This window comes from Rhizobium mongolense USDA 1844 (assembly GCF_000419765.1).
Classification (GTDB): domain Bacteria; phylum Pseudomonadota; class Alphaproteobacteria; order Rhizobiales; family Rhizobiaceae; genus Rhizobium; species Rhizobium mongolense.
On sequence record NZ_ATTQ01000006.1, the window covers coordinates 258,603 to 271,731 of the forward strand.

Sequence of the window (13,129 nt, forward strand, 5' to 3'; positions counted from 1 at the left end):
AGACTATGGCCGTAACGCCGCAGCGCGATGCTTGCGCATTTCGGTTTCCTGTTATTATTTTGGCTTTCGTTTGCCATACGAGCCGTGTAAACAGCACATCCAACGAAACAACCGGAGTAGGCGGCGCATGGACGCCCGCGAAATGAAGATCAAGGCGGCTGAGGCGGCTCTTACCCACGTCGAGAGTGGAATGCGCCTCGGGATCGGAACGGGAAGTACGGCAGAGGAGTTCGTTCGCCTGCTAGCGGAGAAGGTGGCCGGTGGCTTCAGGGTCGAGGGCGTTCCGACGTCGGAGCGCACGGCGCGGCTTTGTGTCGAGCTCGGCGTGCCGCTGAAATCTCTCGACGAACTCCCGGAACTCGACCTGACGGTCGACGGCGCCGACGAAATCGATTCGAGCCTGCGCCTGGTCAAGGGCGGCGGCGGGGCGTTGCTGCGCGAAAAGATCGTCGCGGCGGCTTCGGACCGCGTGATCGTGATTGCCGACGAGAGCAAGCTGGTCGAGACGCTCGGCAGGTTTCCGCTGCCGATCGAAGTCAATCCCTTCGGTCTGGTTTCCACACGCATCGCGATCGAAAGGAAAGCAGCCAGGCTCGGCCTGACCGGCGGCCTGACACTTCGCCAATCCGGTGACGGAGAATTTACCACGGACGGCGGCCACTACATCATCGACGCATCTTTTGGCCGCATTCCTGATGCAGACGCGCTTTCGAACGAGCTGAATTCGATACCCGGCGTCGTTGAGCACGGGCTTTTTCTCAATATGGCGTCACTTGCGATCATCGCGGGTCCAGCGGGTGCGCGCACGCTGCAGGCGAACAGATAATAGGAGCATAGAAACTCATGAAGAAATTTGCAGGTCTTGGCCGTTTTGCCGCCGCGACGGTTATTCTCTCCGGCATCGCTTTCGGCTCAGCTGCGCAGGCGCAGGAAATTTCCGACGAGCAGTTGAAGGCCGCGCGTGCAGCCGTTGCCGCCATCGGTGCAACGGCGCAGTTCGACAATATCCTGCCCGGCCTCGCCGAACGCCTGAAGGCCGGCCTCATTCAGGATTCGCCGAACTACGAAGACGTAATCAGCGCCACCGTCGACGCGCAGGCTCTGGCGCTCGCACCGCGCCGCTCCGATCTCGAGAAGGAAGCCGCAACGAACTATGCGAAGGCATTCACGGTTGAAGAGCTGAAGGCCATCGCCGACTTCTACAACTCGCCGGTCGGCAAGAAGCTTCTGAAGGACGGCCCCATCGCTTCGCGCGAGACGAACAGGGCAGCCGATATCTGGGCGCAGGGCATTGCCCGCGATCTCCAGAAGAATGCCAATACCGAACTCAGCAAGGTCATCAAGGTAGAGCCTGTGCCGGAAACTCCGCCGGCTGGCGACAAGCCGGCAGGTGCGCCTGCTCCGGCTGCAAAGCCCTGACACGGCTGATGTGATCGCAAGAGCCCGGCATCGTCCGGGCTTTTGTTTTTGCAGGCATAGATACTATATCCATCGAACCATTTCTGCCGATCCCTAACGGAGCGCCCGTCCATGTCTTCCTATGATTACGACCTCTTCGTCATCGGCGGCGGTTCGGGGGGCGTGAGAAGCGCGCGCGTTGCCGCGTCGCTCGGCAAGAAGGTCGCGATCGCGGAGGAATACCGCTACGGCGGCACCTGCGTCATCCGCGGCTGCGTGCCCAAGAAGCTGTTCGTCTATGCGTCGCAATATCAGGAGCATTTCGAGGATGCCGCCGGCTTCGGCTGGACGGTCGGGGAAAGCTCTTTCGACTGGAAGAAGCTGATTGCTGCCAAGGACGCCGAAATCGCGCGGCTGGAGGGACTCTATAAGAAGGGGCTTTCCGGCGCGAATGCGCAAATCCTCGAGACGCGCGCCGAGCTTGTCGATGCGCATACGATCCGGCTGGTGAAGACCGGCGAGACCGTGACCGCTAGGACCATCGTCATTGCAACCGGCGGCCGGCCGAACCCGCATGCGGCCCTTCCGGGACACGAGCTTTGCATTTCCTCCAACGAGGCGTTCCATCTCGAAGACCTGCCGAAGGCGATCGTGATTGCGGGCGGCGGCTATATTGCCGTGGAATTTGCCAATATCTTCCATGGACTGGGCGTCGAGACGACGCTGGTCTACCGCGGGGCGGAAATCCTCTCGCGCTTCGACCAGGATCTGCGCCGCGGTCTGCATGAGGCGATGGTTGCCAAGGGTATCCGCATCCTGTGCCGCGACACCCTGGAAATGGTGTCGAAGGGCGAGCAAGGGCTTGCCGTCGAGACCTTGAATAATGGCACGCTGAATGCCGGCGCCGTGTTGCTCGCGCTCGGACGCGATCCGAATACCGAGGGGCTTGGGCTTGAGGCGGCAGGTGTGAAAACGAACGAGCGCGGCGCGATCGTCGTCGACGAATATTCGCGCACGAGCGCCGACAATATCTACGCGCTCGGCGATGTCACCGACAGGGTACAGCTCACGCCGGTCGCGATCCACGAGGCGATGTGCTTCATCGAGACGGAATACAAGAACAATCCGACGAAGCCGGATCACGAGCAGATCGCAACGGCTGTCTTCTCCCAGCCCGAGATCGGCACGGTCGGCCTTTCGGAAGAGGAGGCGGCGAAGCGCTACAGGGAGCTCGAGGTCTACCGGGCGCAGTTCCGGCCGCTCAAGGCGACGCTTTCCGGCCGGTCCGAAAAGATGCTGATGAAGCTGATCGTCGATGCAGGAAGCCGCAAGGTCGTCGGCGCACATATCCTCGGGCACGACGCCGGCGAGATGGCGCAGATTCTCGGGATCACGCTGAAGGCGGGGTGCACCAAGGAGGATTTCGACCGCACCATGGCAGTGCACCCGACGGCGGCGGAAGAGCTCGTGACGATGTATGTGCCGAGCTATCGAATTCGGGGTGGTGAGCGGATTTAAGGTTCGCGTTGGGTGGCGCCGCACCTCAACTGGTGAGGCGCGGCGTGCTGACGATTTTGTGGAAGAGGGTGTCCATAGCCTCGGTAATGCCTTGCGTCAGGGACACCTGGAAAAAGTAGCCGGGGCTCGCACATTCTTGCATTCGGGTGGCGATGCTGCCGTCGAACGGTTTAACCCAGTCCTTCCAGAAGCCGTTGTCCTCCAGGGGCAGATAGGTCGTATAAAGAACGGCTATCTTGATATTCTTATTCTTCAGATATTCGCAGAACTTCGTATCGATAGGCTCGATGCAGCGAGTGCTGTTGACCCGGCCCTTCGGGCTGGTGCAGCCTGTGGGCTTGGCGTGGTCAGCCACACCATCTGAGACGAAGAAGACGATCTTCTGGCGGTCCGCGCTACTCGTGCCTTGGCCGGGAACTTCTTTGATCTCTTTTTCGATTTTGGTCAGCGCATCGTCGAAGCTGGTCTGCTGATCTTGGTTGTAGTTCTGAAAGGGGATGCTCATAAGCTTGATATTCTTAGTCGCTTCGCCGACTGTCGACAGATTCTCGTCCAGTTCTGCGACCTTGAAAAGCTGCGCATCCTGGGCCGTCTTGCCGAAGGTGTAGGCGGCCATGCGGAACTGCCCCTTAACCGTCTGGGTTTGTTCGGCCGTTTCCATAAGTGCCTTCGTCGCCTGCGCAACCACATCGATCCGGATTGGAATGTTGTTGTTCAGTGCGACATTGTAGTAGCTGGTTTTGTCTTCGACACCTTTCTCGGAGACGATATGGCAGGCAAAAGCGCACTTAGCGTCCTTGCCCTTAGCGTTGCCAAATCGGGTGGCATGTTTCATTCGCTCGATATCATCCGGCGTCGCGGCCACTCCCATCGAAGGAGTATTATCGAGCAGCATGTAGAAGTCCATGTAGGACGGTGTCTGGTATTGCGCCGTCGCCGTGCCGCCGATCGTGACGTTTTCGCGGCCCAGAAGCTGCATGAAGGTGGTCGGCATAGCAGCACTGAAGGCCACGCGTGATTCGATGACGCTGCCGGTCTTTGTAACGTTGATCTCAAGGTTGATCGGTAACTTGCTCGTTTCGCCGGCCATCTGGCCCATGAACATCGTTTGCGCGTCTTCAGAGCCTACGGTGATGGTCCCATCACCCTGCATGGTCATGGCTTTTGCCACCGCCGGCGATTTTTCGGAAATGGCACCCACAGCGGCTGCGTCCGCCGCCGCATAGAGCTGGGTCCTGAGGCTGAGCGCGTGGGCAAAATCGACTGCCATGCCCGCCGCTCCGAGGACCGGCACGGCAAGCAATGCTGTCATTATTCCAAAGTTTCCCGAACGATCGCCCACAAGGCGGCGCGCCAGCTTCTTCATACCATTCCCCAGGATCGGGCCGATCATCGGCGAAGACAAAGCGCGCTCTTCATGGCGTGCAGTTCAGGTTCGGGTTTGACACAAATTGCTGAATTACCCCCCAAAATTCATGGTATATGTAACGTAAATCGGAGGGTGGGACTGACGGCGCATCAGAGGCTTTCCCTATAAGCGCGGCGGGCTTCGCGACCCGTTCAGAACGTGTCGAACGGCGCTAGGCAAGCGGATGCTAAAGGTTTATAAGCCGCCGTTATTGTTGACGACAGGCGCCGGGCAGTGATCCCGGCGAGACAAAGGTGACTAAAATGGCAGAGACTTGGACCCCGAACAGTTGGAGGCAAAAGCCGATCCAGCAGGTCCCGGATTATCCGGACCAGGCCGCTTTGGCGGCAACGGAAGCCCAGCTCGCTACCTATCCGCCGCTCGTCTTTGCGGGCGAGGCGCGCCGTCTGAAGAAGCATCTCGCCAATGTCTCCGAAGGCAACGGTTTCCTGCTGCAGGGCGGGGACTGCGCCGAGAGTTTCGCCGAGCATGGCGCCGATACCATCCGCGACTTCTTCCGCGCCTTCCTGCAGATGGCCGTCGTGCTGACGTTCGGCGCACAGCTGCCGGTGGTCAAGGTGGGCCGTATTGCCGGCCAGTTCGCCAAGCCGCGCTCTTCGGGCATCGAATCGCAGAACGGCGTCTCACTGCCGAGCTACCGTGGTGATATCATCAACGGTATCGAATTCACCGAGGAAGCGCGCATTCCGAACCCGGAACGCCAGGCCATGGCTTACCGCCAGTCGGCAGCGACGCTGAACCTTCTGCGCGCCTTCGCGATGGGCGGTTATGCCAATCTCGAGAATGTGCACCAGTGGATGCTCGGCTTCGTCAAGGACAGCCCGCAGGGTGAGCGCTACCGCAAACTTGCCGACCGAATCAGCGAAACCATGGACTTCATGAAGGCGATCGGTATCACGTCCGAGAACCACCCGAGCCTGCGCGAGACGGACTTCTTCACCAGCCACGAGGCGCTCCTGCTCGGCTACGAAGAAGCGCTGACGCGCGTCGATTCTACTTCCGGCGACTGGTACGCGACCTCCGGTCACATGATCTGGATTGGCGACCGCACGCGCCAGGCCGATCACGCGCATGTCGAATACTGCCGCGGCATCAAGAACCCGATCGGCCTGAAGTGCGGTCCGTCTCTGCAGGCTGACGATCTCTTGAGCCTGATCGACATCTTGAACCCGGCAAACGAAGCCGGCCGCCTGACGCTGATCTGCCGTTTCGGTCACGAAAAGGTCGCCGACCACCTGCCGCGTCTCATCCGTGCGGTCGAGCGCGAACGCCGCAGGGTCGTCTGGTCCTGCGATCCGATGCACGGCAATACGATCACGCTCAACAACTACAAGACGCGTCCGTTCGAGCGCATCCTGTCGGAAGTTGAAAGCTTCTTCCAGATCCACCGCGCCGAAGGCACGCATCCGGGCGGCATTCATATCGAGATGACCGGCAAGGACGTGACGGAATGCACAGGCGGTGCCCGCGCTGTTTCCGCCGAGGATCTGCAGGACCGTTATCACACGCATTGCGATCCGCGTCTCAATGCCGACCAGGCGCTCGAGCTTGCCTTCCTGCTCGCCGAGCGCATGAAGGGTGGCCGCGACGAGAAGCGCATGGCCGTCAACGGCTGATCTAGCCGAAAAACTGAAATCGAGAGCCCGGCCCAGCGCCGGGCTTTTTGATTGAACGTGCACCGATCGGTCGTGATATTTCAAGACGCTCGGCATCAAAATTTCTGACGTTCTGCTTCAAGGAATTGGATTTGACGCAGCCCCAGGCAAGCGGCCAATCTCGCAGTCCATCAAGAACGGGGTCCGAATGACGAAGGAATATACGGGCGGCTGCGCCTGCGGGGCGGTGAGGTTTATGAGCAAGAGCGAGCCCGGTCCGGTCGTCGCATGTCATTGCTCGCAGTGCCGACGCCAGACGGGGCTCTACTACGCGTCTTGCGATGTCTCCCTGGATAGCCTGACGATCGAGGGCAAGAGCTCGATCCGCTGGTACCGGTCAAGCGAGACTGCTGAGCGCGGCTTCTGCGCAAACTGCGGCTCGGCGCTTTTTTGGCAGCGGAAGGGATCGCCAGAAGTTTCCGTGATGGCCGGCGCCTTCAACCTGCCGAGCGGGCTTTCCTTCGGCTATCATATCTACTGTGCCGACAAGGGCGATTTCTATGAGATCAACGATGGCGCGCCGCAATACGCCAAAGGTGTTTAAGCCCCTTTGGCGGCCAGCGAAGCGTTCAGGCGCCCGACCTCTTCGCGCAGTGCAGCGAGTTCGGTCACGACGTTCATGTCGATTTTCTGATGCAGCGACAGGACCTCGAGCTCGGCCTTGAGATTTACTTCGTAATCCTTGGCTGCTTCGAAGCGGTCGCGCTCGGTTTGCCGGTTCTGCGACATCATAATGATCGGCGCCTGGATTGCGGCGAGCATGGAGAGGATCAGGTTCAGGAAGACGAAGGGGTAGGGATCGAAGGCGCGCGTCGCGAGGACAATCGTATTGACTACCGCCCAGATCGCAAGGAATGCGAGGAAGGCGATGATGAAGGACCAGGAGCCGCCGACCCTTGCGATACCGTCAGCGATGCGCGCTCCGAAAGTCGCCTCGGCGGCAAAGGCTTCGTTGACGTCGGTCGAGATGACCTTGCGTTCGTGTGTCCTCCTGAGGACGCGTTTTTCGATGTCGCCGAGTTCCTCGGTCGGCCTGTCGAAATGCAGGTGAACGAAATTCGAGATATTATGCATGACTGGCTCCGATATCTGGCACCACGGGCGGAAGATCTTTTTCGTCAGCGAACGGTGCGCTAAAGCTTGCGCCTTTGCCACCATCACCCAATCCCCCAGGGATTGATACCATCAGGGCCAATTCCGTCGAAGCCGGTCATGTTGCGGGTTGCAAAGTGAGGCCCCGTGAGATGGCAATGGAGCCTGAGCGTTGGCTGATCGGTCGGCCGGCTTTGCGACGGTTCGTGGCATTGGTCGCAAAGACATCTGATGCATCCCGAGAGCCAGTCACGACGTCCATGTTCGGTGACGGCATCACCGGTTCCGAAATGGCATTGGTATCGAGACGATCACTTGTCGAAATCCGGTGGGTCGCGGATCGGCTCGCGCGGTGGAATGTCAAGCTCCACACCACCAACGGGCAGCAAGCGTCTGCGAATGTGGGACGCAGTCGCCGACTGCCCTCAATGGCCCTGGTAGCCCTCGGCAAGCAGGTCGTGCCTTGGGAAAAAGCGCTCTAGCGTCCGCGCCTTGCCGAACATGATGTCGTGCTGCAGGTAGCCGTAATCACGCACAAGAGGATCGAGCTTTTTCCGGTCGCGCACCCAGTCCGGCGTCGCCTTGTTGTTGCGCGCCGCCAGTTGGTAACGGTCGATGATGTCGTATTTCTTCTGCACGCGGCCGAGGAAGCCGGTGTAGAAGGGATGTTCGAAACCGGCGAACTTGAGGAGGTTGTAGGAGATCAGCGACGGGCTAATCGTGCCGACGTTCTCCTTCACGCCTTTCTTGTTCGACCAGATGACCAGCGGCGTTTCATGCTCGCGCTTCATCACGTCGAGCGGCGCCCTGCGGGTCGCGACCTGGTCCGCCATGTAGCCGGCGCTCATATAGACGTTGCCGAGCGGCGGCAGGTGATCGCCCCAGAGTACGATAATCGTTTCGCGCCCACGCTTCGAGGCCCAATCCATCAGCATCTTGAGACTGTCGTCAGCTTCCTTCACGCCCTGCGTATAGGTCGCAAGCGTCGCACGGTCGGCCTCCGGAATGTTGCCGCGGATCCCGATCGTATTGCGTGCATAGCGATACGGTTCGTAGGGACCATGTCCCTGCAAGGTGACAGCGAAAAAGAAGAACGGCTTATCGAGGCCGTCGCCCTCGCGCATAATCTCCTTCATCAGGGAATCGTCGGAGGCGAAGATGCCGCGCTTTTCCATCGGCGGCATCGTTTCTTCGGTCCGGAACTCCTCGAAACCGAAATCCTTGTAGACCTGGTTTCGGTTCCAGAACCAGCCGCTGAAGGGGTGCAGGGCGCGGGCGATATAGCCTTCGCCGCGGAAGAAGGTGGCAAGCGAGGGCACGTCGCTGCGGACATATTGCTGGTAAGGAATGCTGCCATAAGGCAGGAAGGCGTTGGAGAAGCCGGTCAGTGCCTCAAATTCGACATTGGCGGTCATGCCGCCGAATTCCGGAGAGAAGACGTAGCCGGACTGCGCGGCGCGGACGTTCGGCATCGGATCGGCGCTGAAGGAGAGGTTTTTCAACCTCATCGGATCCCAAAAGGACTCGCTCATCAGCATGATGATGTCCGGCTTTTCTTCCGGGCCTGTTAGATAGCCGTAGTTGCGCGAGGGGATCGCGTCGAGCGCATCGGCGTTGAGACCGGCGGGCGCTGCGACATCGGCCATCGGGATGTTGAAGAGGAAGGCCAATATGAAGCCGTTGCTGCGGTAGTTCTCCTTCTGGTCCCACATCATCGGTACCACCTGCAGGCGGTCGCGAATGTAGGAATATTGCGAATAGTCCATGAGCGAGGCGAAGGCCGCGATCACCGGCAGCCCAAGGCAGAGGTGGCGCAGGCGCGCCTGGCGGGAGAGTTTCGGGAAATTCTGCCAGGCGTAACGCCATGCGAAAACGATGCCTGCGGTGAAAAGCACGATGCCGACGAGAAGCGCTGCAGCCGTCCACGGCCTGTCTCGCACCATGACCGGCAGCAGCTCCATGATCTGACGGGTAAAGAGTACGTCGGACGGATAGAAGGGGTCGGAGAGAAAGTGCTGCTTCTGATTGGAGACAAAGGCCGGGATCAGGAAAAGCGGGATCAATACAAATGCCGACTGGTAGCGTCGTCCAAATACGGCATCGAGAGTCAACATCACGATCGCCAGCATGGCGACGGTCGTCATGCCGGGCCTGACCGTCGATGTCAGGAACTCGCCGACATCGGTCAACGTGCCGCGCGCAATCCACTCGACGGCGATAACGCTGAGGAGAGCGAAAGAAAACGAAAATACGATGCCGATTGCCGCGCGCGCTGCCGGAGACTGTACATTCGACCCGAAACCGGCGGAAAGCAGTGCTGCTTTTCTGGCCGGTACGGACTTCATTATCAACGCGATCAACGGCATACTCCGACGTCATAAAATCTTCACCGAAGTGTCACATGCCTGTCATGAACGCTAGATGAACTTCTCGGTTTCCCGGCTTTTCCCTATGGTTTGAGTTTTTCGCCCGGCAGACCCCGCGGCTTTTCATGGCGCGGGCAATTGAAGCGGCGCGCGGCCCGCGCTAAATGGATGACATGACACAGGAAAACGCTCCTTTGAATACACTCCAGATTGCCGTTGCCCAGTTGAACCCGACAGTCGGCGATGTCGCCGGAAACCTTGCCAAAGCTCGTGAGGCACGCGCCGATGCGGCCCGCCAAGGCGCGGATCTGCTGCTTCTGACGGAGCTTTTCATTTCCGGTTATCCGCCGGAAGACCTCGTGCTGAAACCGGCCTTTCTGAGGGCCTGCCTGAAGGCGGTCGAGGACCTCGCGGCCGATACCGCAGACGGCGGCCCCGGCGTCATCGTCGGCTTCCCGCGCCAGGGAAAGACGGGGCGGCATAACTCGGTTGCAGTTCTCGACGGCGGCCAGATCCTGGTGCTGCGTGACAAGATCGACCTGCCGAACTACGGCGAGTTCGACGAGAAGCGCGTCTTTTCCGAAGGATCGATGCCTGGGCCGGTGAATTTCCGCGGCGTGCGGATCGGCGTGCCGATTTGCGAAGAGATCTGGAACGATCTCGGCGTCTGCGAGACACTCGCCGAAAGTGGCGCCGAAATCCTGCTCGTGCCGAACGGTTCACCCTATTATCGCGGCAAGGTCGACGTGCGCCATCAGGTGGCGCTTAAGCAGGTGATCGAAACCGGCCTGCCGCTAATCTTCGCCAATCAGCTCGGCGGCCAGGACGAACTCGTCTTCGACGGTGCGAGTTTCGCCTTCAACGGCGACAAATCGCTGGCCTTCCAGATGAGCCAGTTCGAAACCGCGCTGGCGGTGACGACCTGGAAGCGCGGCGAAAACGGCTGGCGCTGTAGCGAGGGCCCGACGTCACGTATTCCCGAGCCCGACGAAGCCGACTATCGCGCCTGCCTGGTCGGTTTCCGTGATTATGTGAATAAGAACGGCTTCAAGAATGTCGTCCTCGGCCTCTCCGGCGGCATCGACTCGGCGATCTGCGCGGCGATCGCCGTCGATGCGCTCGGCGAGGAGCGCGTCCGAACGGTGATGCTGCCGTATCGCTACACGTCAACCGATTCGCTGAAGGATGCTGCCGATTGCGCCAAGGCGCTCGGATGCCGTTACGACATCGTGCCGATCGAGGAGCCGGTGAAGGGCTTCACCTCGGCGCTTTCGCCGCTGTTCGAAGGAACCGATAGCGGCATTACCGAGGAGAACCTGCAGAGCCGGGCGCGCGGCACGATCCTGATGGCGATTTCCAACAAGTTCGGTTCCATGGTGGTCACGACCGGCAACAAGTCGGAAATGTCGGTTGGATATGCGACGCTCTACGGCGACATGAACGGCGGCTTCAATCCGATCAAGGACCTCTACAAGATGCAGGTCTATGCGCTGTCGCGCTGGCGCAATGGTCATGTGCCGCCGGACGCGCTGGGGCCGTCGGGCGAGGTGATCCCGCAGAACATCATAGACAAGGCGCCGTCCGCCGAGCTTCGCCCAGACCAGACGGACCAGGATTCGCTGCCGCCTTATCCAGTGCTCGACGACATCCTCGAATGCCTCGTCGAGAAGGAGATGGCGGTCGAGGAGATCCTCGCGCGTGGGCATGATGTGGCAACCGTCCATCGCGTCGAGCATTTGCTCTATCTTGCCGAATACAAGCGCCGGCAGTCGGCTCCGGGCGTGAAGATCACCAAGAAGAACTTTGGGCGCGATCGCCGCTACCCGATCACCAACCGGTTCCGCGACCGGTAACCCAAAACCCGGGAGGGTGAATGCGCAGTTCGGTCGAGATCTATAATATCCGGACCGGCGAAAGCCGGATTGTCGTCCAGACGGAAAAGCTGATCGAGGCGCCGAATTTTTCGCCTGATGGCGCCTATATGCTGTTGAATGGCGAGGGGTTGGTTTACCGACTGCGGCCGGACGGCTCCGGCGGCCTCCAGCAGGTCGAGACGGATTTTGCGAGAACGTGCAATAACGATCACGGCATTTCGCCGGACGGGACACAAATCGTCATTTCCGACAAGACGGAATTTGGCAAGTCGGCGATCTATATTCTGCCGGCGGCTGGCGGGACGCCGCGGCTGATCACCGACAATCTGCCCTCCTATTGGCACGGCTGGTCACCGAACGGGAAGGAGCTCGCCTATTGCGGCATTCGCGACGACGTCTTCGACATTTATACGATTTCCGTCGATGGTGGCCCCGAAAAGCGGCTGACGCATGGCGAGGGGCGAAACGACGGGCCGGATTATTCGGCCGACGGGAAATGGATCTATTTCAACTCCAGCCGCACCGGTCTCATGCAGATCTGGCGCATCCATCCGGATGGAACCGGCCTGGAGCAAGTGACGCACGACAATTACGGCAACTGGTTTGCGCATCCTTCACCGAAAAACGACAAGGTGCTGATCCTTTCCTACGATCCGGAGGTCTTCGATCATCCGCGCGATCTTGATGTGCGGCTGCGGCTGATGGACATGGACGGTGGCAACCTGACTACGCTGTTCGAGCTCTTCGGCGGGCAGGGCACGATCAATGTTCCCTGCTGGGCACCGGATGGTGATGAATTTGCCTATGTGCGTTATTTCCCGGAGACTTGAACGAGGCGGCGACTCAGGAGATAGAGACTGCCGTCAGGTGCCTGCATCCAGCAGGAGAATCGGGAATCCGGTGAAGGACCGGAACGTGCCCAACGCTGTGAGGCTGACGCTTGCTGCAATAATGGCCACTGGCATCTGCCGGGAAGGCTGCAGAAAGCGGGTGACGCCAAGTCAGAAGACCGGCCTGGCAAGATAGACTGAACCGCGCGGACGGCGGCGAGGTTTTGACGCTTCACGCGCTGCGGCGCGGGTGCTCAAGCATTGTTGGGGATTTGACGATGCAACTTGATCCTTTCGCCCGCGCCCTGGTGCCGGCCGGCGAGTTTTCCGAACAGGACCGGGCCTCGGTCTATAGAGCCATCGAAACGCGCCGCGACGTGCGCGATCAGTTTCTGCCCGATCCTGTGCCTGACGATCTGGTGTCGCGGCTGCTTGGGGCGGCGCATGCCGCGCCGTCGGTCGGTTTCATGCAGCCCTGGAATTTCATCGTGATCCGCGATTCGAAGGTGCGCCAGGCCGCGTGGCAGGCGTTTTCGCGTGCCAACAAGGAAGCGGCCGAGATGTTTGAAGGGGAGCGGCGGGATATGTACAGAAGCCTGAAGCTCGAAGGCATCCGCAAGGCACCGCTTAGCATCTGCGTCACCTGCGATCCGGACAGGGCAGGGCCGGTGGTCATTGGCCGCACCCACAATCCACGTACGGATGTCTATTCGACCGTCTGCGCCGTGCAGAACCTGTGGCTTGCCGCCCGGGCCGAAGGTATCGGGGTTGGTTGGGTCAGTATCTTCCACGATGCGGACATTCGGGAACTGCTCGGAATTCCGGAGCGGATCGAGATCGTCGCCTGGCTTTGCGTCGGTTATGTCGATCAGCTTTACACCGCGCCGGAACTGGCCGTGAAAGGCTGGCGCCAGCGCCTGCCGCTGGAAGAACTGGTCTTCTCCGACCGATGGGGAAGCCAGTAACG

At 60.1% G+C, this 13,129-nt stretch carries 11 protein-coding genes and 1 riboswitch; of the genes, 8 read left to right on the forward strand and 3 right to left on the reverse strand.

Going from position 1 to position 13,129, the window contains the following annotated elements; translation table 11 throughout:
* Positions 1–127: 127 nt before the first annotated feature.
* The 3 genes from rpiA (at position 128) to gor (ending at position 2,916) form a co-directional block, all read left to right on the forward strand.
* Positions 128–826: a ribose-5-phosphate isomerase RpiA gene (gene rpiA, locus A3C3_RS0113680; RefSeq protein ID WP_022715175.1), complete on the forward strand. Its 699-nt coding sequence runs from the start codon at positions 128–130 to the stop codon at positions 824–826.
* Positions 827–843: 17 nt separating this feature from the next.
* Complete coding sequence (locus A3C3_RS0113685; RefSeq protein WP_022715176.1) at positions 844–1,419, forward strand: DUF2059 domain-containing protein; 576 nt, start codon at positions 844–846, stop codon at positions 1,417–1,419.
* Between the two features lie 111 nt (positions 1,420–1,530).
* Positions 1,531–2,916 (forward strand): glutathione-disulfide reductase, encoded by a 1,386-nt coding sequence (gene gor, locus A3C3_RS0113690; protein WP_022715177.1) that lies wholly within the window; start codon positions 1,531–1,533, stop codon positions 2,914–2,916.
* Between the two features lie 25 nt (positions 2,917–2,941).
* On the opposite strand, the gene A3C3_RS0113695 is transcribed toward gor, so the two are convergent.
* Positions 2,942–4,282 (reverse strand): TadE/TadG family type IV pilus assembly protein, encoded by a 1,341-nt coding sequence (locus A3C3_RS0113695; RefSeq protein ID WP_028739628.1) that lies wholly within the window; start codon positions 4,280–4,282, stop codon positions 2,942–2,944.
* A gap of 305 nt (positions 4,283–4,587) precedes the next feature.
* Here A3C3_RS0113695 and A3C3_RS0113700 point away from each other — a divergent pair, with 305 nt between their 5' ends.
* Together A3C3_RS0113700 and A3C3_RS0113705 are read left to right on the forward strand one after the other, a co-directional pair.
* The gene (locus A3C3_RS0113700) at positions 4,588–5,961 is read left to right on the forward strand and encodes a class II 3-deoxy-7-phosphoheptulonate synthase (protein WP_022715179.1); all 1,374 of its coding nucleotides are present in this window, start codon (positions 4,588–4,590) and stop codon (positions 5,959–5,961) included.
* A gap of 187 nt (positions 5,962–6,148) precedes the next feature.
* Positions 6,149–6,544 carry a GFA family protein gene (locus A3C3_RS0113705; protein WP_022715180.1) on the forward strand — a complete coding sequence of 132 codons (396 nt, stop codon included), beginning with the start codon at positions 6,149–6,151 and terminating at the stop codon, positions 6,542–6,544.
* Here A3C3_RS0113705 and A3C3_RS0113710 read toward each other — a convergent pair.
* Together A3C3_RS0113710 and A3C3_RS0113715 are read right to left on the reverse strand one after the other, a co-directional pair.
* Positions 6,541–7,074 carry a DUF1003 domain-containing protein gene (locus A3C3_RS0113710; RefSeq protein ID WP_022715181.1) on the reverse strand — a complete coding sequence of 178 codons (534 nt, stop codon included), beginning with the start codon at positions 7,072–7,074 and terminating at the stop codon, positions 6,541–6,543. The two genes, A3C3_RS0113705 and A3C3_RS0113710, sit on opposite strands and share 4 nt — an antisense overlap.
* A 443-nt stretch (positions 7,075–7,517) precedes the next feature.
* The gene (locus A3C3_RS0113715) at positions 7,518–9,452 is read right to left on the reverse strand and encodes an LTA synthase family protein (protein ID WP_033419676.1); all 1,935 of its coding nucleotides are present in this window, start codon (positions 9,450–9,452) and stop codon (positions 7,518–7,520) included.
* 179 nt (positions 9,453–9,631) lie between these two features.
* On the opposite strand from A3C3_RS0113715, the gene A3C3_RS0113720 reads away from it, so the two are divergent.
* The 3 genes from A3C3_RS0113720 to bluB all read left to right on the forward strand — a co-directional run bounded on the left by A3C3_RS0113720 (position 9,632) and on the right by bluB (position 13,127).
* Complete coding sequence (locus A3C3_RS0113720; RefSeq protein ID WP_028739630.1) at positions 9,632–11,311, forward strand: NAD+ synthase; 1,680 nt, start codon at positions 9,632–9,634, stop codon at positions 11,309–11,311.
* 20 nt (positions 11,312–11,331) lie between these two features.
* Complete coding sequence (locus A3C3_RS0113725) at positions 11,332–12,162, forward strand: TolB family protein (protein WP_022715184.1); 831 nt, start codon at positions 11,332–11,334, stop codon at positions 12,160–12,162.
* Positions 12,163–12,180: 18 nt separating this feature from the next.
* A riboswitch (cobalamin riboswitch) is annotated at positions 12,181–12,364 on the forward strand.
* Between the two features lie 76 nt (positions 12,365–12,440).
* Positions 12,441–13,127: a 5,6-dimethylbenzimidazole synthase gene (bluB, locus tag A3C3_RS0113730; RefSeq protein ID WP_028739631.1), complete on the forward strand. Its 687-nt coding sequence runs from the start codon at positions 12,441–12,443 to the stop codon at positions 13,125–13,127.
* The last annotated feature ends 2 nt before the right edge of the window (positions 13,128–13,129 follow it).